The sequence below is a fragment of the Streptomyces sp. NPDC088746 genome, from assembly GCF_044751065.1.
Lineage (GTDB): Bacteria > Actinomycetota > Actinomycetes > Streptomycetales > Streptomycetaceae > Streptomyces.
In genome coordinates this window covers 866,620-886,883 of the sequence record NZ_JBIVLA010000003.1, presented here as the reverse complement: position 1 = coordinate 886,883, position 20,264 = coordinate 866,620, and the positions used below count along the sequence as shown (strand labels likewise).

Here is a 20,264-nt window from a genome sequence, read left to right as displayed (position 1 = left end):
GACGGATCGGCTTTGAGTGAACCGGCCCACGGCCGCAGGCCGATGCCATCCGGAGCTGCGAGGGCCCCCTCAGCCGGCGGACTCGCCCGCGTGCGGGCTCAGCGCACCCGCTCCGACCAGGATGAACAGCACGATGCCCAGGATCACGCGGTAGATGACGAACGGCATGAAACTCTTCGTCGTGATGAACTTCATGAACCAGGCGATGACGACATAACCGACGGCGAACGCGATGATCGTCGCGAAGATCGTCGGCCCCCAGGAGACATGCCCCTCGCCCGCGTCCTTCAGCTCGAACGCGCCCGAGGCCAGCACCGCCGGGATCGCCAGCAGGAAGGAGTAGCGAGCGGCCGCCTCACGGGTGTACCCCATGAGCAGGCCGCCGCTGATCGTCGCGCCCGAGCGGGAGACACCCGGGATCAGGGCCATCGCCTGGCAGACGCCGAAGATCAGGCCGTCCCTGACGCCCAGTTCCTTCAGGGACTTGCGCTCCTTGATGGCCCGGTGCTTGCCGCCGGTCTCGTCGCGGGCCGCGAGCCGGTCCGCGATGCCGAGGACGATGCCCATGACGATCAGCGTGGTCGCGATCAGGCGCAGATCACGGAACGGGCCCTCGATCTGGTCCTTGAAGGTCACCCCGAGCACACCGATGGGGATCGATCCGATGATCACCAGCCAGCCCATCTGGGCGTCATGGTCGCCGCGCATCGAGGAATTGGTCAGAGAGCGGAACCAGGCCGAGATGATCCGGGCGATGTCCTTGCGGAAGTAGATGAGGACCGCGGCCTCCGTGCCGATCTGCGTGATCGCGGTGAACGCGGCGCCCGGGTCGTGCCAGCCCGCGAACGCCGCGGTCAGCCGCAGATGCGCGCTGGAGGAGATCGGCAGGAACTCGGTCAGTCCCTGAACGAGGCCCAGGACGAATGATTCGAACCAGCTCATGGGGCTTAGGCCATCCCGGAGGTACTCATGCAACGGCCGACGGACGCGAAGGCCGTCGGCGGCGTGCGGATGCGGTCAGAAAAGGGGACGGGACGCCACGGCCCCGGACATCCTCTGTCGGTTGCGCGCAGCGTATCGCCTACAGGTGAACGGACTCCCGACTGCCCCTGGCTACGCCGCGTCTCCCGCCCCGGGCGACGGCGCACCGTCCGTGCCGCCCAGCTTGTGCCGCCTGCGCCAGGCCACGAGCGCCGCACCCGCCCCGGACAGCACGATGAAGCCCATCGCGGCCAGGAACACCGGCGACGTGGGGGAGGAGGCCGAGCTGCCCGCGATGACGTACGCGGCCGTGTTCGGGATCGAGCCGAGCCCGGTGGCCAGCAGGAACGGCGGATAGCCCATGCGGGAGGTCGCCGCGCAGTAATTGGCCGCGGCGAACGGCACCCCGGGGAAGAGCCGCAGCGCCAGCATCGACCTGAACCCGTGACGGCTCAGCAGACCGTCCGCCGCCTTGAGGTACTTGCCGCGCAACAGGGTCCGGAGTGCGTCCTGCCCCAGCACTCTGCCGAGCAGGAAGGAGACGCCTGCACCGAGGACGGTTCCGGCCAGAGCCGCAGCGAGTCCGGCCTGGGCGCCGAACAGCGCACCGGCGGCCAGGTTGAGCAGTGGACGCGGTACGAAGGCCACGGTGCACACGCCGTACGCGAGCCCGAACAGCATCGCCGCGGCGGAACCCGTGAGTTGCGGTGGCCAGCCGGAGGCCAGCAACCGCTGTGGTTCGAACAGCAGCATGGTGGTCGCGGCGGCCAGCAGGACCGCCACGAGCAGGGAGAACCGGGACCAGGGGGACAGCAGCGCCCTCGTACAGCGCACTGCGAGGCCACCGGAGGGCCGTGTTGCGGGGACGGGGTCGAACATCTGGGGAGCCTAACCGAAACAGGTGTGTGATCGCCGTAATGTCCGTGCGAGGGCGAGGAGTCACTCGTCACGCACTTTGCTCCCTCCGGGTGGTGACCCCGGGCCCGGCCGGCCCGGAACAAGGCGCGGTGGCCCCTGTTCCGCGCCGGCCGCGAGCGCTCCGGAGCACGGAACTCCCGTTCTCCGAGGTGCGGCAGGCCGCGGTCAGTCGCCGCGCGGACCCCGGAAGTCCACCGAGGTGACGAGGGCGTAGTCGAAGTAGATCGGGTCCCCCTCCTCGTCCATCGGGTATTCGAAGCTGCTCTCGTTGGACAGGATCACCTTGAGGCGGGGAAGTGTGTCCACACCGCCGTCGTTCTGCTCGACGGTGTGGCCCCGTTCCCCGAGGCGCTCCAGCAGCTCGTCGGCGGGAGTCCGGAAGACGTCGAGCCCGTCGAGGACGACCGCGACATCGGCGTCCTCGATCTGGAACCGATACATATGGATGTCGGTCAGCGCGCCCTTGGTGAAGCCGAGATTGAACACCGTCCGGGACTCCCCGTGCTCGCAGAGCACCTGTCCGGGCGCGTCGCCGTGGTCCGGGTCGGACGGTGCGAAGCCCAGTTCGCGTGCGGCCCCGACCGCCTCGTCGGCCGACATGCCGAGCCTGAGCGTGGCTACCCCGACCTCCGGGAGCAGTTCCAGAATCATCGCCATTCCTTCCGACCGTCCGATACGGCCGCCTGCTCCATGTAACCCACGACGCAACAGACCCGTACCCGTTCGCGCTGCGATCTTCCGATGATCGATCTTGCGTGTGACGCGCCGTCGGATCAACCGGTTCCCTCCACAGTGCGGCGCGGCAGGCGGGTCCGGGCGGCGCGAAAATCATTCGACGCCGTGCCGCCGCTCCGCCATGATCAGGGCATGTTCCGGTACGCCTTCCTCGCAGCGCAGTCCGCAGTCGCGGACGCGCCGAAGGCTGCCGTGAACCTCGCGGCCGCATGCGACGCAGCAGTCGCAGCAGCAACTGACGCAGCGTTCGCCGCTGCCGCAGCGCCCTTCGGCGGCGCCCGAAGCTGACCCTCCCCCGACAGTCCGGCGGACCCCGCAAGGGGAGGGTCGGCGGGGCCCTGGGGTCTTCTCTTCTCAGCTTCGAAATCCAAGGAACGAGCCATGCCCAAGACGGCATACGTGCGCACCAAGCCGCACCTCAACATCGGCACCATGGGCCACGTCGACCACGGCAAGACCACCCTGACCGCCGCCATCACCAAGGTGCTCAGCGACCGCGGCACCGGCACCTTCGTGCCGTTCGACCAGATCGACCGGGCCCCGGAGGAGGCCCAGCGCGGCATCACCATCAACATCGCGCACGTCGAGTACGAGACGGACACCCGCCACTACGCGCACGTCGACATGCCCGGACACGCCGACTACATCAAGAACATGGTCACCGGGGCGGCGCAGCTCGACGGGGCGATCCTCGTCGTCTCCGCGCTCGACGGCATCATGCCGCAGACCGCGGAGCACGTCCTGCTGGCCCGTCAGGTCGGCGTCGACCACATCGTCGTCGCCCTCAACAAGGCCGACGCCGGTGACCCCGAGCTCACCGACCTGGTCGAGCTGGAGGTCCGTGAGCTGCTCTCCGCGCACGGTTACGGCGGGGACACCGTGCCCGTCGTGCGGGTGTCGGGGCTCGGCGCGCTCCAGGGGGACCCACGCTGGACGGCGTCCATCGAGGGGCTCCTGGACGCGGTCGACACGTACGTACCGATGCCGGTGCGCTACACCGACGCGCCGTTCCTCCTGTCGGTGGAGAACGTGCTCACCATCACCGGCCGCGGCACCGTCGTCACCGGAGCCGTGGAGCGCGGGACGGTGCGCGTCGGGGACCGGGTGTCGGTGCTCGGCGCGGACGTCGAGACGGTCGTCACCGGTCTGGAGACCTTCGGGAAGCCGATGGAGTCCGCCGAGGCCGGCGACAACGTCGCGCTGCTGCTGCGTGGCGTCGAGCGCGACCGTGTCCGCCGCGGCCATGTGGTCGCGGCGCCCGGCAGTGTGACGCCGAGCAGGCGTTTCACCGCGCAGGTGTACGTCCTCTCGGCTCGGGAAGGGGGCCGGACCACCCCGGTAGCCACGGGATACCGGCCGCAGTTCTACATCCGTACGGCGGACGTCGTCGGTGACGTCGACCTCGGCGAGGCGGCGGTGGCACGGCCCGGCGACACGGTCACCATGACCGTCGAGCTCGGCCGTGACGTCCCCCTGGAGTCCGGCCTCGGCTTCGCGATCCGCGAGGGCGGCCGCACGGTCGGCGCCGGTACGGTCACCGGTCTGCTCTGACGGCCCGGGCGCGCCCGTCTCCCCACCCCGGGGAGGCGGGTCGCGCGCCGTGCATCAGACTGGGTGCCATGGCAGACACAGCTCTCGTACTGGGTGCCGGAGGCGTCACCGGCACCGCCTGGGAAACCGGCATTCTCCACGGCCTCGCCAAGGCGGGTGTCGACCTCTCCACCGCCGATCTGATCGTCGGAAGCTCGGCGGGGGCCATCGTCGGGGCGCAGCTCGCATTCGGCCTCGCCGGCATCGACGACCTCTACGAGCGGCAGTTGGCCTCCCCGGAGAACGAGAAGGGAGCGGCCGGCCGGCTCGGGCCCGTCACCATCCTGCGGTACGCGAGAGCAGTGCTCTCCTCCCGCACACCCGACGAGTACGGACGCAGACTGGGCGCCCTGGCCCGGGACAGCCGCCTCGCGGCGACCGCGGACGAACGGCGCGAGTCGATCGCGAGCAGGCTCCCGTCGCCCGAATGGCCCGAACGGCACCTGCTGATCACCGCCGTGGACGCGCTGACGGGCGCACTGCACACCTTCGACAGGACGGGCGCGGTCGCGCTCACCGACGCCGTCACCGCGAGCTGCGCGGTCCCGGCGGTCTGGCCCGTGGTCAGCGCCGGCGGCGGGAGCTGGATCGACGGGGGCGTGCACTCCCCGGCCAACGCCCACCTCGCTTCCGGTTACGGACGCGTCGTCGTGATCGCACCCACCGCGAGCGGCAACAAGGTGATCGCCTCCCCCCGCGCACAGGCCGCCGAACTGGAGGCCGCGGGCGCCCGCGTCGAGGTCATCACCCCGGACGCCGGCACCCGGAAGGCCATCGGCCGCAACTCCCTCGACCCCGCACGCCGGGCCGCGGCGGCCAGGGCCGGCCTCGCCCAGTCCGCCGCCCACACCGAGGCGGTCGCCGCGGTGTGGAACGGCTGACCCTGCGGGCGAGAGGAGCCGGCGCCCGTCACCACAGGGGCTCGGCGCCCGTCACAATGGAGGGGTGAACGAGCCGATACCCGTCATCCGCGACACCGACCGCGGCACCGCCAGGCTGCTGCCCGACGTCGACCGGGACCGGGCCTGGCTGCTCACGGTCGACGGGGCCCCGCAGTCCTACGTCGATCTCGACGCGCCGGAGCACCTCGAATTCGAGTACGTACGCCGGCTCGGCCATGTCGTGGACCGGGCGGGCGCACCGGGAACGCCGCTGGACGCCGTGCATCTCGGCGGCGGCGCGCTCACGCTGCCGCGGTACGTCGCGGCCACCCGCCCCGGCTCGCGGCAGCAGGTGGCCGAGGCGGACCGGGGGCTCGTCGACCTGGTCCGCGAGCACCTGCCGCTGCCCCGGGACACAGGCGTCACCGTGCACGGCACCGACGCCCGGGGCTGGCTGGAGGAGGCGCCGGAGGACTCCGCCGACCTGTTGATCGCCGATGTCTTCGGCGGGGCGCGGGTGCCCGCGCACCTGACCTCCGTGGAGTACGCGCGTGCCGCCGGACGCGTCCTGCGGAAGGACGGCGTCTACGCGGCCAACCTGGCCGACAGCGCTCCCTTCACCTTCCTGCGGTCGCAACTGGCCAACTTCGCGGAAGTCTTCGACGAGCTCGCCCTCATCGCCGAACCGGCCGTCCTGCGCGGCCGGCGCTTCGGGAACGCCGTGCTGCTCGCCTCCCGCGCCCCGATCGACATCGCGCCGCTCACCCGGCTGTGCGCCGCCGACGCGTTCCCCGCGCGGGTCGAGTACGGTGCGGCCCTCACCCGGTTCATGCGCGGCGCGAAGCCGGTGCGGGACAGCGAGGCCGTGGCCTCACCCGAGCCCCCGGACGGCGCCTTCAGCATCGGCTGACTCCCGGGACCGCTCCGGGACGCTGACCTGCTTCACCGAGGTGCGGCGCGTCAGATTCCTGACATCCGGGACGAACAGCACGCCCGCCGTCACCAGCACGATCAGAGCGGCACAGCCCCAGAGGGCCTGGCTGCGCCCGACGAGCGTCTCGACGGGGCCGGCCGCGGCCGTGGCCAGCGGCACCATCGCCACCGAGCCGAACCAGTCGTACGCCGCGACCCGGGAGAGCTTCTCCTCCGGGATCTCCTGGTGAAGGGCCGTCATCCAGGAGACCCCGAACACCTCGATGGCGACCCCGGTCACGAACATCACCGCGCAGAGGCCTGCCACCGGCAGCGGGATCGCCAGCCCCGCGGACGGCAGGGCCAGCGGGAACACACAGAGCGTCCCGGCCAGCAGCAGCCGCCTGGGTTTCCACCGCATCATCAGCAGCGCCCCGCCCAGCGTGCCGACCCCGAACGCCGCGAGAGCGAATCCCCAGGGGCGGGCACCCCCGAGCTCGTCCCGCGCCACGAGCGGTCCGTACACCGCCTCGGCGGCCCCGACGACGGCCACGACCACGGAGAACTGCAGCACGACGGCCCAGAGCCAGGGGCGCCCGACGACCTCCTGCCAGCCGTCACGGAGATCGGCGAGCAGCCCGCCGCCAGGTGCGCGCGCGGGGATGTGGCTCACGTCCAGGAAGCCCCGGAGGACACCGGCGACGGCGAACGCGGCGGCGTCGACCGCCAGCACCCAGCCCGGGTCCATGGCCGCGATCATGGCTCCGCCGAGTGCCGCGCCGCCGATCGCGGCGCCGTGCATCGACATCCGGAAGAAGGCGAAGGCGCGGGCCGCCTGTTCACCGCTGACGCTGGACATCAGCATGCCCTCGGCCGCCGGGCCGAAGAAGGCCTGCCCGGTGCCGCAGAGCGCCGTCAGCAGCATCATGTGCCAGAGCTCGGCGCCGCCGGTCAGCACCAGCCAGGCGAAAACCGCCTGCGAGACACAGTTGAGCGTGTTCGCGGCCACCATCACCCGGTGACGCGGCAGCCGGTCCGCCACCGCTCCGCCGATCAGCAGGAAGAGCACCAGCGGCGCCGTACGCGCGGCCGCGACCAGGCCGACGTCGCCGCCGTCGCCGCCCGACTCCAGAACCGCGAACGCCGCCGCGATCAGAGCGCCGTTGGTGCCCAGGCTCGTGATGATCGCGGCGGCGGTCAGCAGACCGAAATTGCGGCCTTCCGGCAGGGAGCGGAGGGCGGGGGACGGTGAGGGGGCGGCGGAAGTCACCAAGGGACTATCCCCGGCCCGTCCCCCTCCCGCCAAATGGATCGTCCCGGCGGTGTGCGCCGGAGGCTCAGGACGCGGTCTCCGCGCCCTCCGCCAGACGCACGGTGCTGAGGATCTTCTGGATGGTGGCGTCCGGGAGTTCGTCGTCGATCCCCGCGTTCGCGTAGAGGATCCAGGACGAGTACTCGTCCTTGGCGTTCTTGAAGGTGAACGCGATCGACTTGCCGTCGGTGTCGCACTTGTTCTTGTTGGCCAGCCCCGTGGCGGTGGCCGTCACGACGCTGCCCGAGAGGCCCGACTTGGTCGTGTACGGCTTGGGCTTGCCGATCTTCACCTTGTCCTTCGGGTCCTCCTGCGCATAGGCGGCCCAGACCCAGTTGGCGGCCTCGTTCGTGGCCGCCTCGTCCGTGTTCTTGGCGCCCTGCCCGCCCTTGGTGCCGACGCCGGCCAGGCTGGTGTCGTCCGTGGTGCCGTCCTTGTCCGGGTCGTCGGTGCACCACTTGGTCTTGTAGTGCGCGGGCGCGGAGAAGCCGACCGCCGGAGGACCCGTGGGGTTCTTCACGTCCTCGAAGCCCGAGATCACGCCGGTGCCCGAGACCTCCCAGTCGCCGGGCACGTCGAACTGCGTGCCCCACTTGGGGTTGGTCACGACCTTCCAGCCCGGAACCGTGGGCGCCGCGTCCTCGCCGCCCCGCGGGTTGGCCGCGGGGGAGGACGACGCCGACTCGGACGCCTTCGCGGACGGCGACGAGGACGCCTTGCCGCCGGCCACGTCCGAGCCGCCCTTGTCGTCGTCCTTGTTCATCACGACGACACCGGTGACGACCGCCGCGACGACGACCGCGGTGGCCGCGACCACGGCGACGATGGTCGTCTTCTTCTTGTCGTCCGGCCGGGGCCCGCCCGGCCCGCCCGGTACGGCGTACTGCGGCACCGTGGGCTGCTGGTACGGGTTGGGCTGCGGATAGCCCGGCTGACCCTGCTGTTGGTATCCCGGCTGCTGATAGGGATTCGGCTGTTGGTACCCCGGCTGCTGGTACGGGTTCTGATTCTGGTCCTGCGGGTTCTGCTCGCCCCCGGGCGGCTGCTGTCCTGGCCACATGGCCAGTAACCATAGAGGGGCGGGGAGCCCTCTGCCACGGGCGCCCCTGTGAGGGGATGGTCAAAGAGTGCTACCCGCTAGTAACATCGCGGCCATGAGCACAGAAGAGATGACAGTCGGCGACATCCTGTCCGCGAGCGTCCCGATGGTCCGGACCCTCGGCATCACGTACCTCGAGACGACCGCGGAGCGCGCTGTCCTCTCGCTCCCCGACCGGGCCGAATACCACAACCACCTCGGCGGCCCCCACGCCGGAGCGATGTTCACGCTCGCCGAGTCGGCGAGCGGCGCGATCGTCGTCGCCGCGTTCGGCGACCAGATGGCCCGGGCCGTGCCGCTGCCCGTCACCACGGAGATGGCCTTCAGGAAGGTGGCCATGGGCGAACTCACCGCGACGGCGGTGCTGGGCCGCCCGGCGGCCGAGGTCGTCGCCGAACTCGACGAGGGGAAGCGCCCGGAGTTTCCCGTGAGTGTCGAGATCCGGCGCGCCGACGGCGCCGTCACCAGCGAGATGAGCGTGGTCTGGACACTGCGTCCGAACCGCTGACCGCCGCCGGGCCCCCGCACGCCCCGGTCGGGGGCCGCGGGGGCCGCTCCGGCCGTCCGGCCCGGTAGGCTGCCCGCCGTGCACCACCCGTGGGTGCACGGCCGCAGATCTCTTACGGGAAGGACCCCGCGTTGCACGTCCAGGAGTGGCTCGAGACCGTCCCCGCGGTCAGCATTTACCTCCTGGTGGGGGTCGTCATCGGACTCGAGAGTCTGGGCATTCCGCTGCCCGGCGAGATCATCCTCGTGAGTTCGGCGCTCCTCGCCTCCCAGCACGGCGACATCGACCCCGTGGTGCTCGGCGCCTGTGCGTCCGCCGGAGCGATCATCGGCGACTCCATCGGGTATGCCATCGGCCGCAAGGGAGGGCGACCCCTGCTCGCCTGGCTCGGCGGAAAGTTCCCCAAGCACTTCGGGGCGCCCCAGATCGCCATGGCGGAGCGGTCGTTCGAGAAGTGGGGCATGTGGGCGGTCTTCTTCGGCCGCTTCGTCGCCCTGCTGCGGATCTTCGCGGGACCGCTGGCCGGTGTCCTGCACATGCCGTACTGGAAGTTCCTCGTCGCCAACGTGCTCGGCGGAATCGTCTGGGCCGGCGGTACCACGGCCGTCATCTACTCGGTGGGCGTCGTCGCCGAGGCGTGGCTCAAGCGCTTCTCGTGGCTGGGACTGCTGGCCGCCGTGCTGATCGGCCTGGTCTCGATGCTGGTGCTGAAGAGCCGCGCCAAGAAGGCCGCGGAGCAGGCCGACCACCCGGTGCCGGCACCCGACCCGGACCCGGTCCCGGCCGACTGACCTGGCGTGGGCCCCTCGCGGGGCCCGCCGCCGTCAGTCCTCCTGGTGCGCCGCGCGGTGGGCCTTCGCCAGCTCCACGTAACCTGCCGCGTTGAAGGCGATGCCCTCGCGTTCCTCGGCGGTCAGCTCCCGCCTGACCTTCGCGGGCACCCCGGCGACGAGGGATCCCGGCGGCACCCGCATCCCCTGCGGCACGAGTGCCTGTGCGGCGATCAGGGAACCCGCTCCGATGTGTGCGCCGTTGAGCACGGTGGCACCCATGCCGACCAAAACGTCGTCCTCGATGACGCAGCCGTGGAGTACGGCGTTGTGACCGACGGAGACCCTCGCGCCCACCGTCAGCGGGAAGCCGGGGTCCGTGTGCACGCTGCAGTTGTCCTGGATGTTGCTGTCCGGGCCGAGGGAGATCGGGCCGGCGTCGGCGCGCAGCACCGCGTGGTACCAGACGCTGGAGCCCGCGGCCATCGACACATCGCCGATCACGACGGAGGTCGGGGCGAGGAAGGCGGCCGGATCGATGTCCGGCTCCCTGCCGCCGATACCGGTGACCAATGCCTGCAATGCCATCGCCTGCTCCTCCGGTGGGGTGTGGTGCGTCGGGGCCCCTTGCTCCGCACGAACCGTAATGGACGGTCCCGGCGCCCCGGACAGGTGGGGTGAACATCACAGCCCGTCGCGCGGACCCGCTCCGCCCGGGCGGACTACCGTGAGCGGGTGCCGAAGAACCGGAACTCGTTCTCCTCCCTGGCCCTCCGGCGGCGTGGCCTCGCGTCCCGCGCCGTCCATCGCGTCTGGGCCTGGGTGCAGGAGACCGGAGCGGTCACCGCGCAGCACCCCGGGCGCCTCCGGTTCCGCCGTATCGGCACGGGAACCCGGCTCGCCTTCCCGCAGGGCACCGTCTTCGGGGAGCCGTGGATCGAACTGGGCGACCACTGCATCATCGGTGAACAGGTGACGCTCACAGCCGGCCTGATGCCCGATCTGGATCTGGGGACCGAGACCGTCCTGACCCTGGGCGACGGTGTGGTGCTGGGCCGGGGCAGTCATGTCATCGCCGACACCAGCGTCTCGATCGGCTCGGACACCTACTGCGGTCCGTACGTCTACATCACCTCCACCAACCACAGTTACGACGATCCCCACGAGCCGGTCGGCAAGCAGTGGCCGCGCATGGAGCCGGTCGAGATCGGGCCGGGCTGCTGGATCGGCACCGGGGCGGTGATCCTCCCGGGGGCCAGGCTCGGCCGCAACGTGGTGGTCGCGGCAGGAGCCGTCGTACGCGGAGAGGTCCCCGACCGTGCGGTGGTGGCGGGCGCGCCCGCCCGGGTGGTGCGGAGCTGGGATCCGGAGAAGGGCTGGCAGCCGCCGCTGCGTACTCCCGCGCCGGTGCCGATCCCCGACGGGGTCACGTCCGAGCAACTGGCCGCTGTGGCGCTGCTGCTGGATGACGTGGCCGAGGGGGCCTGACTCCCTCCGCTCCCGCCCGCCCTCTCCCGGGAGCCCCTCAGCCTGTCGCCAGCAGGAGTGTTCCGAGCAGGGCCAGCCCCGCGCCCGCCGCCTGGACCCCGCGCAGTCGCTCACCCAGCACGCCTCGCGCCGCGAGCGCCGTCACCACCGGATACAGCGAGGCCAGGACGGCGGCCACGGTCACCGGGCCGTGCTGGGCGGCGATCGCATACGTGCCGTTGGCCGCGACATCGGCGAGCCCGACGAAGGCCAGCGCGGGGAGCGCGGCCCGGACGACGGCCGCCCCGCCGTCCTCGGGCAGCGCGCGGCCGCCCCGGCGTACGGAGACGTACAGGGCCGTTCCGCCGACCGCGATGTTCGTGAGCCGCTGGACGAAGAGGGCGAGGAAGAGACCGGTCACGGTGGTGGAGGCCTCCGCGATCAGGGCCATCACCGCACCGAAGCCGAAAGCGGCCAGCAGGGTCAGTACGACCGTCTGGCGCTGCACCGGCGCACCGCGCAGCTGCGGCCCACCGGCCATGACGACCCCGGCCACGGCGACCGCGACCCCGGCGAACTGCAGCAGCCCGGGCCGCTCGCCGACCAGCAGCCCCACTCCCACCGGGACCGCCACTCCGAGGGAGCCGAGCGGGGAGACCACGCCCATCGGGCCCAGCGCCAGGGCCTTGTAGAAGCTCAGCATCGCGACCGGGCCGACGGCCCCCGCCGCGACCGCGAACCAGAGGCGGCCGCCGGCCTCGCTCCAGCCGCCGGTCGCGATCACGAGGGTCCCGAGGACGACGGCGGCGATGCACTGCGACACGACGACCACGGTGAGGGCAGGCGTGCGCCGGGTCAGCAGGCCGCCGCCGAAATCGGCCAACCCCCACAGCAGGCTCGTGGCCAGGGCGAACAGTGCTGTCATCGGGCGCCTCGCAGTACAGTCTGGTGGTCCGGTGGGGACACCACACGGTAGTGCAGTATCTTCGACTCTGTCATCCAGAATATTGGACGGAATGTGTCTGACCTCGATCAGCTGACGCAGTCGCTCGCCCGCAACCTCAAGCGCTGGCGGGGCGAGCGCGGTTTCACCCTGGACGCTCTCGCGGCACGGGCGGGGGTCAGCCGCGGCATGATCATCCAGATCGAGCAGGCCCGTACGAACCCGAGCGTCGGCACCACGGTCAAGCTGGCCGACGCGCTGGGCGTCAGCATCACCACCCTGCTCGACTACGAGCAGGGGTCGCAGGTACGGCTGGTGCCGGAGGACCAGGCCGTGCGCATGTGGTCGACGGAGGCGGGCAGCTCGACCACGCTCCTGGTGGGCACGGAGGCCGGGGGACCGATCGAACTCTGGTCCTGGCACCTGATGCCCGGCGACAGCAGCGCCTCCGATCCGCACCCCGAGGGGACGGTGGAGCTCCTGCACGTCACGACGGGCGAACTGACCCTGGTCGTCGACGGTGAGGCCCATGTGGTGCCCGCCGGCACCTCCGCGACGTTCGAGGCGCACGTGCCGCACAGCTACCGCAACGACGGTCCCGAGCCGGTCGACCTGACCATGGCGGTCTCGATCCCGCCGGTCCGCCGAGAGGGCAAGTGAGCAGCACATGAGGGCTGTTAGCGTGAGCGGCATGCGCTCACTCCTGGCAATCTTCAGCGATGCCGCCCCCGCCGCCGACCGGCTGGACCTGCTCGTCCCTCCCGTCGCGGCAGCGGTGGAGACCGGCTGGGGCGGCATCCCGGCCGAGTCGGTCCTCCACGTCGACACCGACCCCGAGATCGCCGACACCGCCGTGTTCGCCGAGCGCTACGGCCCCGAGCTGCTCGACACGTCGGCCAACTGCGTGGTGGTTGCGGGCAAGCGGGGCGGTGACACGACCCTCGCCGCGTGTGTGGTGCTGTCGCGTGCCCGGGTCGACGTGAACGGAGTGGTGCGCAAGCACCTCGGGACCCGTAAGGCGTCCTTCGCCCCGATGGACGTGGCCGTGGGCGAGACAGGCATGGAGTACGGAGGGATCACCCCCATCGGCCTCCCGGCGGCCTGGCCACTCCTGGTCGACCCCGCGGTGGCGGACGAGGAGTGGGTCCTGATCGGCAGCGGCAGCCGCCGCGGCAAGCTGATCGTCCCGGGCAAGGCACTGGCCGCCCTGCCGGGAGCACTCGTGCTGGAGGGCCTCGGCGTTTGAGAGAGCGACGGCCGACGGGGACGCTCAACAGCCGCTGGGCCGACGGTCCCTGAGCCATTCCGCAGCGAAGTCCACAGCCGCGCGGAGAGGGAACAGGTGGCTCCGCGCCGCCCCCACCCGCCCGTTGCCGGCCACTCCGGCCCGCGCACGGACGAAGTCGGCCCCGAGTGCGGCGAAGTCGCTGTCGTCCAGAGCGATGTCCTCGTACTCCCACCAGCGGCGTCCGCCCTCCGACGCCACCACGCAGCGGTAGAGACGGCGGGGCGGCGCGGGGCGGCGGTACTCCGCCAGGTGGAAGGCGGTGCAGCTGTCGAAGCCCGTGCCCAGCAGCAGGACCTGTGCGTCCGCCTCGTACAGCCGGGCGAGGGGGGAGTCCTCGCCCAGGTGGCAGTCCTGGCGGTGGCCCGACAGCAGCTCCTCCGCGGCCGGGCCGAGGGCGGCGAACGAGGTCTGCGGATGGGTGCTGCGCAGTGCGCCCGGGGCCAGCCGCACCCACTCGGCGAGCGCGCCCATGCCAGGTGCCGGAGACGTCGCCGGGTCGAACGCAGGCATCGACGCACGCACCTCGGCGCGGGCCTCGTCGCTCAGGCCGCGGACCCGGTCGAGGTAGGAGCGCGAGGTGTCGGAATTCTCCGGGGTGAAGGCAGGGACGACCAGCGTCCCGTCCGGGCCCAGAGTCCGGCGCAGCGCATCGGCCATGCCTTCCGCGTCACCGCCCGCGGAGCGCATCGAGGCATGCGCCAGCAGGACGCCGCCCCGCCGCACGCCGAGCTCGTACAGCTGGGTGGCGGCGCGCTCACCGCCGAGGAGGAGATGCTGTGTCACAGCGCACATTCTCCCCGCCGGAGGCCTCCCACGACACCACGCCTCCGCACGGCGGGCGCCGGGCGCGCCGGAGGCGGCCCCGAGGCAGGCTTCAGCGGCGAGGGTCCAGGCGGGGTATCTCGATCGCGGGGCAGCGGTCCATCACCATGGCGAGACCGGCGGCGCGCGTGCGGGCGTACGCCTCCTCGTCGATCACGCCGAGCTGGAACCAGACCGCCTTCGCGCCCACCGCAACCGCCTCGTCGGCGACACCGCCCGCCAGGTCGCTGTTGACGAAGACATCCACCACGTCGACGGGGAAGGGTATGTCCGCCAGCGAGGCGTATCCCTGTTCGCCGTGGACCGGCTCCGCCTTGGGGTGGACGGGCACCACCCTCTTGCCGAAGCGTTTGAGGACCTCCGCCACCCCGTAGGCCGCGCGGGAGCGGTTGGTGGACAGGCCGACCACCGCCCACGTGTCACCCGTGTCCTGGAGAATCCTGCGAACCGTCTCGTCGTCTGCGTACATGCCCGGACAACGGACGGTCCCGCCGGACCATTCCCCACGGGAGGGTGAAAGTGCGGGGCGGCCCGGCGCATAGGGTGGTCCGATGCAGGAGCAGTACCGGACAATCGCCCGCGCGGGCGTGCACGAGACCGAGGTCAGCCGATCGCGCTTCCTCTGCGCGCTCGCCCCCGCCGCCACCGAGCAGGAGGCGCAGGAGTTCATCGCGCGCGTCCGCAAGGAACACCCCACCGCCAACCACAACTGCTTCGCCTACGTCATCGGCGCCGACGCCTCCGTGCAGAAGGCCGGTGACGACGGGGAGCCCGGTGGGACGGCGGGCGTCCCCATGCTGCAGATGCTCATGCGCAGGGAGGTGCGGTACGCCGTCGCCGTGGTCACCCGCTACTTCGGCGGCGTCAAGCTCGGAGCGGGCGGACTGATCCGGGCGTACGGAGGGGCGGTCGGCGAAGCGCTCGACGCGCTGGGCACGACCACCCGCCGCCGGTTCCGCCTCGCCACCGTCACCGTCGACCACCAGCGGGCGGGCAAGCTGGAGAACGATCTGCGGGCCACCGGAGTGGACGTCCGCGACGTGGCCTACGCGGAGGCCGTGACCATCGCCGTCGGGGTGCCGGACGCCGACGTCGACGGCTTCAGGGCATGGCTGGCCGACGCCACCGCGGGCTCCGCGACGCTCGAACTGGGTGGTGAGGCGTACGGGGACGTCCCGGGCGGATGAGGGGTCCGGGACCGCGCGGCATTAGCGTGGTCGGGCCGGCCGCGGAAATCCGCGGCGGGCGGAGTGCGGACCGGTCCGGTCCCGGGGGCGGAGGAAGTGGAACATGCGGGTCGGAGCAGTCGGAGTGATGCCATGAGAATTCTGCACACCTCGGACTGGCATCTGGGGCGCTCCTTCCACCGCGTCTCCATGCTCGACGCCCAGGCCGCCTATCTCGACCACCTCGTCGGGACGGTGCGCGAGCACTCCGTCGACGTGGTCGTCGTGGCGGGCGACGTCTACGACAGGGCCGTGCCGCCGCTCCCGGCGGTCCAGCTCTTCGACGACGCACTGCACCGGCTCGCCGCCGCCGGCGTACCGACCGTCATGATCTCCGGGAACCACGACTCGGCCCGCAGGCTCGGCGTCGGCGCGGGGCTGATCGCCCGGGCCGGGATCCATCTGCGCACCGACCCCGCCGACTGCGCCACCCCGGTCGTGCTGCGCGACACGCACGGCGACGTGGCGTTCTACGGCCTCCCCTATCTGGAGCCCGCACTCGTCAAGGACAGCCTGGGTGCCTCGAAGGCGGGGCACGAAGCCGTCCTGACCGCGGCGATGGACCGGGTGCGGACCGACCTCGCCGCCCGGCCGGACGGTACCCGGTCCGTGGTTCTCGCCCACGCGTTCGTGGCGGGCGGCGAACCCAGCGACAGCGAACGCGACATCACCGTCGGCGGTGTCGCCGCCGTCCCCGCAGGAGTCTTCGACGGCGTCGACTACGTCGCACTCGGCCACCTGCACGGCTGTCAGACGGTCACGGAGCGCGTGCGCTACTCGGGCTCGCCTCTCGCCTACTCCTTCTCCGAGCACACGCACCGCAAGACGATGTGGCTCATCGACCTCGGTCCCGGCGGGGACCTGGCCGCCGAGCGCGTCGACTGCCCGGCGCCGCGCCCGCTGGCACGGCTGCGCGGACGCCTCGGCCCGCTGCTCGAGGATCCGGCCCTCGACCGGCACCGGGAGTCCTGGGTGGAGGCCACGCTCACGGACCCGGCGCGGCCGGACGAGCCGATGGCCCGCCTGACGGAGCGCTTCCCGCACACCCTCAGCCTGGTCTTCGACCCCGAGCGCCCCCCTCAGGACCCCCTCGCTTCGTATGCCCAGCGGCTGCGGGGGCGTGACGACCAGCAGGTGGCGGAGGACTTCGTGGCCCATGTACGCGGCGGAAGCGGACCCAGCGCACACGAGCGGACGGTGCTGCGCGCCGTCTTCGACGACGTACGGGTGGGCGACGGAGTGGACGAGGTGTCCCGTTGAGGCTGCACAAGCTCACCCTGACCGCGTTCGGACCCTTCGGCGCCCCTCAGGAGGTCGACTTCGACGCACTGTCCTCGGCCGGGATCTTCCTGCTGCACGGCCCCACCGGCGCGGGCAAGACCTCCGTTCTCGACGCCGTCTGCTACGGCCTGTACGGGGCGGTGCCCGGCGCCCGGCAGAGCCCCGGCACCTCGCTGCGCAGTGACCACGCCCCGGTGGACCTGCCGACCGAGGTGTGCCTGGAGCTGACCGTCGGAGGACGCCGCCTGGAGATCACCAGGCGGCCCGCCCAGCCCCGCCCCAAGAAGAGGGGCGGCGGCTTCACGACCGAGAAGGCGCAGAGCTGGCTGCGCGAGTACGACCCGGAACACGGCTGGAAGGCTCTCAGCCGCTCCCACCAGGAGATCGGCGAGGAGATCGGCGGCCTCATCGGGATGAGCCGGGATCAGTTCTGCCAGGTGGTACTCCTGCCGCAGGGGGACTTCGCGCGGTTCCTGCGGGCCGACGCCGAAGCGCGCGGAAAGCTGCTCGGCCGGCTCTTCGACACCCGCCGCTTCGCCGCCGTCGAGGAGCGCCTGGCCGAACTGCGACGGGCGGCCGAAGCCCGGGTCAAGACGGGGGACGAGCAGATCCTCGCCCTGGCCCAGCGCATCGCCCAGGCGGCCGGTCCGGCGGCGGACGAGATTCCGCTGCCGGACGCGAGGCCGGGCGAGCCGGGCCTCGCCGAAGGGGTCCTGGAGTGGGCCGCCGTCGCGCGCAGCGGAGCCGGTGAACGGACCGACATCGCCCGGTGCGTCCTGGCCGGGGCCGAGGCCCGGGCCGCCGCCGCGCGCCGCGCACTCGAAGCCGAGCGTGAACTCGCCCGGCTCCAGCAGCGCTACGAGGAGACCCGGCGCCGTGCCGCAGGGCTGGAGGACCGCCGCGCGGAACGCGACCGCTGCCACGAACAGCTGGCCCAAGCGCGCAAGGCGGACCTGGTCGCGCCGGCGCTCGACCTGCGCGACGAGGCGGAGCGGGCCCATCGCACGGCTGTCGGGGCTCGCGAGCGGACCCGCGCGACGCTGCCTCCCGAACTGGCCGAAGCGGGCTTCGAGCAGCTGTCCGGCACGGAACGCGGACTGCGGGCGGAGCTGGGCGCGCTCGACGCCGCACGCCGGGCCGAGCGGCGCAGCCGGGAGATCGACGCCGAACGCTCCGGCCTGGAGAGGCAGTCCCGCTCCGACGACGAACTGGTCCAGGAGGCGGCGCAGTGGCTGGCCGGATGGAACGCCACCCACCGGAGCCTCAGGGAGCGCGTCGAGACGGCTCAGGAGGCCGCGACCCGCGCGGAACAGCTGGCCGGCCGCCTCGACCCCGCGCGCAGGAGGCTGGAGGCGGCACGCCGCCGTGACGCCCTCGGCGTCCGGGAGCGGACCGCGGCGGCGGCCCTGACCGCGGCCCGCGAGCGTGCCGTGGAGGCGCACGAGAAGTGGCTGGCGCTGCGGGAGCAGCGGCTGCGGGGCATCGCGGCGGAACTGGCGGCTCAGCTCGTCGAAGGCGTCGCCTGTACGGTGTGCGGCTCGGCGGAGCACCCGGATCCGGCCCGCGCGGAGGCCGGCCACGTGGACCGGGCCACGGAGGAGGCGGCGCTCGCCGCCCACCAGCGGGCGGACCGGGACCGCGCCGAGGCGGAGAACGAGCTCGGGGTGGTGCGCGAACGCCTCGCCGCGGCCCGGGCGGAGGCGGCGGACCCGGAGGACGTGCACGGGGCCACGGGGCAGGCCGGCCGGTCCCACGCCTCCGTGGCCGCACTGCAGGACGTCGTCGACCGGCTGAGCCGTGAGCACGCGGACGCGCACCGCCTGGCCGCGGGGACGCACGCGGCGCGGGAAGCACTCGCCGCCGCCGAGCGTGAGCACCTCGGCCGCATCGAGGACCAGCAGCGGGCCGAGCGGCGTGGAGCCGCCCGCACCTCGCAGCGGGAGGCGCTGGACCGTGAACAGTCCGCTTTGGAAGCCGAGTTGGTGAAGGCGCGGGGAGCCTGTGACTCCGTGGCCGAACACGCCCGGCTTCTGGAGCGCCGTGCCGGGCTGCTGGCCGACGCCGCCGAGGCACTCCGTGCGGAGCAGGACGCGGCCGAGCGGCTCAAGGAGGCCGACGGCAGGCTCGCCGACGCCGCCTTCAGGGCCGGTTTCGCCACCCCGGAGGCCGCCGCCGCGAAGCTCCTGGGCGACACCGCGCAGCGGGAGTTGCAGCACCGCGTCGACGCCTGGCAGACGGAGGCCGCCACGGTCGCCGACCGGCTGGCCGAGGAGGACGCCCGGGCCGCCGCGGACCGGCCGCCCGCGGAGCCGGACGCCGCCCAGGAGGCGTACGACCGGTCCGCGCAGGTGCTGCGCGCCGGCGCCGCGACTCATGCCGCCGCCGAGGAACGCGGCGCGGAGCTGGGCCGGCTCTCCCGTCGTACGGAGGAAGAGGTCCGCGCCCTGGGCCCCCTGCGCCAGGAGCACGAGAGAGTCGCTCGGCTCGCCGGTCTGACCGCGGGCACCTCCGCGGACAACGAGCGCAAGATGCGGCTGGAGGCGTACGTACTGGCGGCGCGCCTCGAACAGGTGGCCGCCGCGGCGACCGCCCGTCTCCAGCGGATGTCGGCCGGCCGCTACACGCTGGTCCACTCCGACGAGCGCAGCGGGGGCCGCAGGGCGGGGCTCGGACTGCATGTCGTCGACTCCTGGACGGGCCGGGAGCGCGACACGGCCACACTGTCCGGCGGGGAGACCTTCTTCGCCTCGCTCGCGCTGGCGCTCGGCCTCGCCGACGTCGTGACGGACGAGGCGGGCGGAGTGCGCCTGGACACGCTCTTCATCGACGAGGGCTTCGGCAGCCTGGACGACCAGACGCTGGACGAAGTGCTCGACGTCCTGGACTCGCTGCGCGAACGCGACCGCAGTGTCGGCATCGTCAGCCACGTGGCCGACCTGCGCCGTCGCATCCCCGCCCAGCTCGAGGTGGTGAAGGAGCGGCACGGATCGGCGGTGGTCCACCGGGCGGCCGGCACGCTCAGCGGCTGATCGCCCGACGGGGGAGGGGCGAGGAGTACACGATGCTGGTGGTCACGGAGCCGAGGGTGCCGATCCTCCCCGTGACCTCCTCCAGATGACGCATCGACCTCGCGGTCACCTTCAGTACGAAGCAGTCGTCCCCGGTCACATGGTGGGCCTCCACGATCTCCGGTGTCGTGTCCGTCAGATCGTGGAACGGCTTGTAGTTGCCGTTCGGATAGCGCAGCCGTACGAGGGCGAGGATCGGCAGGCCCAGCCGTTCCGGGTCCACCACCGCGGCGTACCCGCTGATCACCCCCGCCTCCTCCAGGCGGCGTACTCGCTCCGTGACGGCGCTCGGGGACATCGCCACCGCGCGGGCCAGTTCGGCGAAGGTCGCGCGTCCGTCGCGTTGCAGGACGTCGAGGATGCGCCAGTCCGTGGCGTCCGGGGAATACTCGGTCATGGGGTCAGACAACAGGGGAATGCCCCGCGGATCAAGTGATGTGCCGGGGATCACCGCTTCCGACGG

Annotated in this window: 21 protein-coding genes; 11 read left to right on the top strand and 10 right to left on the bottom strand. The window is 72.3% G+C overall.

Annotated features, from left to right (window positions below):
* Positions 1 to 69 precede the first annotated feature (69 nt).
* The 3 genes from ACIP63_RS18415 to ACIP63_RS18405 all read right to left on the bottom strand — a co-directional run bounded on the left by ACIP63_RS18415 (position 70) and on the right by ACIP63_RS18405 (position 2,550).
* Positions 70 to 942 (bottom strand): undecaprenyl-diphosphate phosphatase, encoded by an 873-nt coding sequence (locus ACIP63_RS18415; RefSeq protein WP_401516753.1) that lies wholly within the window; start codon positions 940 to 942, stop codon positions 70 to 72.
* A 171-nt stretch (positions 943 to 1,113) separates the two neighbouring features.
* Positions 1,114 to 1,860 carry a TVP38/TMEM64 family protein gene (locus ACIP63_RS18410; protein WP_401516751.1) on the bottom strand — a complete coding sequence of 249 codons (747 nt, stop codon included), beginning with the start codon at positions 1,858 to 1,860 and terminating at the stop codon, positions 1,114 to 1,116.
* 204 nt (positions 1,861 to 2,064) lie between these two features.
* Complete coding sequence (locus ACIP63_RS18405; RefSeq protein WP_401516749.1) at positions 2,065 to 2,550, bottom strand: hypothetical protein; 486 nt, start codon at positions 2,548 to 2,550, stop codon at positions 2,065 to 2,067.
* Between the two features lie 465 nt (positions 2,551 to 3,015).
* Between ACIP63_RS18405 and tuf the strand changes: the two genes are divergently transcribed.
* The 3 genes from tuf to ACIP63_RS18390 all read left to right on the top strand — a co-directional run bounded on the left by tuf (position 3,016) and on the right by ACIP63_RS18390 (position 6,015).
* Positions 3,016 to 4,185: an elongation factor Tu gene (tuf, locus tag ACIP63_RS18400; protein WP_401516747.1), complete on the top strand. Its 1,170-nt coding sequence runs from the start codon at positions 3,016 to 3,018 to the stop codon at positions 4,183 to 4,185.
* Positions 4,186 to 4,253: 68 nt separating this feature from the next.
* Positions 4,254 to 5,105, top strand: a complete 852-nt coding sequence (locus ACIP63_RS18395; RefSeq protein WP_401516745.1) for a patatin-like phospholipase family protein — start codon at positions 4,254 to 4,256, stop codon at positions 5,103 to 5,105.
* Positions 5,106 to 5,169: 64 nt separating this feature from the next.
* The gene (locus tag ACIP63_RS18390) at positions 5,170 to 6,015 is read left to right on the top strand and encodes a spermidine synthase (RefSeq protein WP_401516743.1); all 846 of its coding nucleotides are present in this window, start codon (positions 5,170 to 5,172) and stop codon (positions 6,013 to 6,015) included.
* Here the strand turns inward: ACIP63_RS18390 and ACIP63_RS18385 are convergent.
* Both ACIP63_RS18385 and ACIP63_RS18380 read right to left on the bottom strand, forming a co-directional pair.
* The gene (locus tag ACIP63_RS18385) at positions 5,977 to 7,287 is read right to left on the bottom strand and encodes an MFS transporter (protein WP_401516741.1); all 1,311 of its coding nucleotides are present in this window, start codon (positions 7,285 to 7,287) and stop codon (positions 5,977 to 5,979) included. The two genes, ACIP63_RS18390 and ACIP63_RS18385, sit on opposite strands and share 39 nt — an antisense overlap.
* A gap of 67 nt (positions 7,288 to 7,354) precedes the next feature.
* A complete protein-coding gene (locus ACIP63_RS18380) occupies positions 7,355 to 8,389 on the bottom strand; it encodes a hypothetical protein (protein ID WP_401516739.1) in 1,035 nt (344 codons plus the stop codon).
* Between the two features lie 109 nt (positions 8,390 to 8,498).
* On the opposite strand from ACIP63_RS18380, the gene ACIP63_RS18375 reads away from it, so the two are divergent.
* The gene (locus ACIP63_RS18375) at positions 8,499 to 8,936 is read left to right on the top strand and encodes a DUF4442 domain-containing protein (RefSeq protein ID WP_401516947.1); all 438 of its coding nucleotides are present in this window, start codon (positions 8,499 to 8,501) and stop codon (positions 8,934 to 8,936) included.
* A gap of 131 nt (positions 8,937 to 9,067) precedes the next feature.
* Positions 9,068 to 9,727 carry a DedA family protein gene (locus ACIP63_RS18370; RefSeq protein ID WP_401516737.1) on the top strand — a complete coding sequence of 220 codons (660 nt, stop codon included), beginning with the start codon at positions 9,068 to 9,070 and terminating at the stop codon, positions 9,725 to 9,727.
* A gap of 33 nt (positions 9,728 to 9,760) precedes the next feature.
* On the opposite strand, the gene ACIP63_RS18365 is transcribed toward ACIP63_RS18370, so the two are convergent.
* Positions 9,761 to 10,294, bottom strand: a complete 534-nt coding sequence (locus ACIP63_RS18365; RefSeq protein ID WP_401516735.1) for a gamma carbonic anhydrase family protein — start codon at positions 10,292 to 10,294, stop codon at positions 9,761 to 9,763.
* A 147-nt stretch (positions 10,295 to 10,441) separates the two neighbouring features.
* On the opposite strand from ACIP63_RS18365, the gene ACIP63_RS18360 reads away from it, so the two are divergent.
* Positions 10,442 to 11,194, top strand: coding sequence for an acyltransferase (locus ACIP63_RS18360; RefSeq protein WP_401516733.1), 753 nt, complete (start codon positions 10,442 to 10,444; stop codon positions 11,192 to 11,194).
* Between the two features lie 37 nt (positions 11,195 to 11,231).
* On the opposite strand, the gene ACIP63_RS18355 is transcribed toward ACIP63_RS18360, so the two are convergent.
* Entirely contained in the window at positions 11,232 to 12,098 is an 867-nt protein-coding gene (locus ACIP63_RS18355) for an EamA family transporter (RefSeq protein WP_401516731.1), read from the bottom strand.
* A 93-nt stretch (positions 12,099 to 12,191) separates the two neighbouring features.
* Between ACIP63_RS18355 and ACIP63_RS18350 the strand changes: the two genes are divergently transcribed.
* Positions 12,192 to 12,776 (top strand): helix-turn-helix domain-containing protein, encoded by a 585-nt coding sequence (locus ACIP63_RS18350; protein ID WP_401516730.1) that lies wholly within the window; start codon positions 12,192 to 12,194, stop codon positions 12,774 to 12,776.
* A gap of 31 nt (positions 12,777 to 12,807) precedes the next feature.
* Complete coding sequence (locus tag ACIP63_RS18345) at positions 12,808 to 13,362, top strand: YbaK/EbsC family protein (protein WP_401516728.1); 555 nt, start codon at positions 12,808 to 12,810, stop codon at positions 13,360 to 13,362.
* A 24-nt stretch (positions 13,363 to 13,386) separates the two neighbouring features.
* On the opposite strand, the gene ACIP63_RS18340 is transcribed toward ACIP63_RS18345, so the two are convergent.
* Together ACIP63_RS18340 and ACIP63_RS18335 are read right to left on the bottom strand one after the other, a co-directional pair.
* Complete coding sequence (locus ACIP63_RS18340; RefSeq protein WP_401516726.1) at positions 13,387 to 14,196, bottom strand: aminoglycoside N(3)-acetyltransferase; 810 nt, start codon at positions 14,194 to 14,196, stop codon at positions 13,387 to 13,389.
* A gap of 82 nt (positions 14,197 to 14,278) precedes the next feature.
* The gene (locus tag ACIP63_RS18335; protein ID WP_401516724.1) at positions 14,279 to 14,695 is read right to left on the bottom strand and encodes a CoA-binding protein; all 417 of its coding nucleotides are present in this window, start codon (positions 14,693 to 14,695) and stop codon (positions 14,279 to 14,281) included.
* Between the two features lie 82 nt (positions 14,696 to 14,777).
* Here ACIP63_RS18335 and ACIP63_RS18330 point away from each other — a divergent pair, with 82 nt between their 5' ends.
* The 3 genes from ACIP63_RS18330 to ACIP63_RS18320 all read left to right on the top strand — a co-directional run bounded on the left by ACIP63_RS18330 (position 14,778) and on the right by ACIP63_RS18320 (position 19,762).
* Positions 14,778 to 15,413, top strand: a complete 636-nt coding sequence (locus ACIP63_RS18330; RefSeq protein ID WP_401516722.1) for a YigZ family protein — start codon at positions 14,778 to 14,780, stop codon at positions 15,411 to 15,413.
* 132 nt (positions 15,414 to 15,545) lie between these two features.
* On the top strand, positions 15,546 to 16,712 hold the full coding sequence (locus ACIP63_RS18325; protein WP_401516720.1) for an exonuclease SbcCD subunit D: 1,167 nt from the start codon (positions 15,546 to 15,548) through the stop codon (positions 16,710 to 16,712).
* Complete coding sequence (locus ACIP63_RS18320) at positions 16,709 to 19,762, top strand: AAA family ATPase (protein WP_401516718.1); 3,054 nt, start codon at positions 16,709 to 16,711, stop codon at positions 19,760 to 19,762. The genes ACIP63_RS18325 and ACIP63_RS18320 overlap by 4 nt, the downstream gene beginning before the upstream one ends.
* Here the strand turns inward: ACIP63_RS18320 and ACIP63_RS18315 are convergent.
* Entirely contained in the window at positions 19,752 to 20,198 is a 447-nt protein-coding gene (locus ACIP63_RS18315; RefSeq protein WP_401516716.1) for an Lrp/AsnC family transcriptional regulator, read from the bottom strand. The two genes, ACIP63_RS18320 and ACIP63_RS18315, sit on opposite strands and share 11 nt — an antisense overlap.
* Between the last annotated feature and the right edge of the window lie 66 nt (positions 20,199 to 20,264).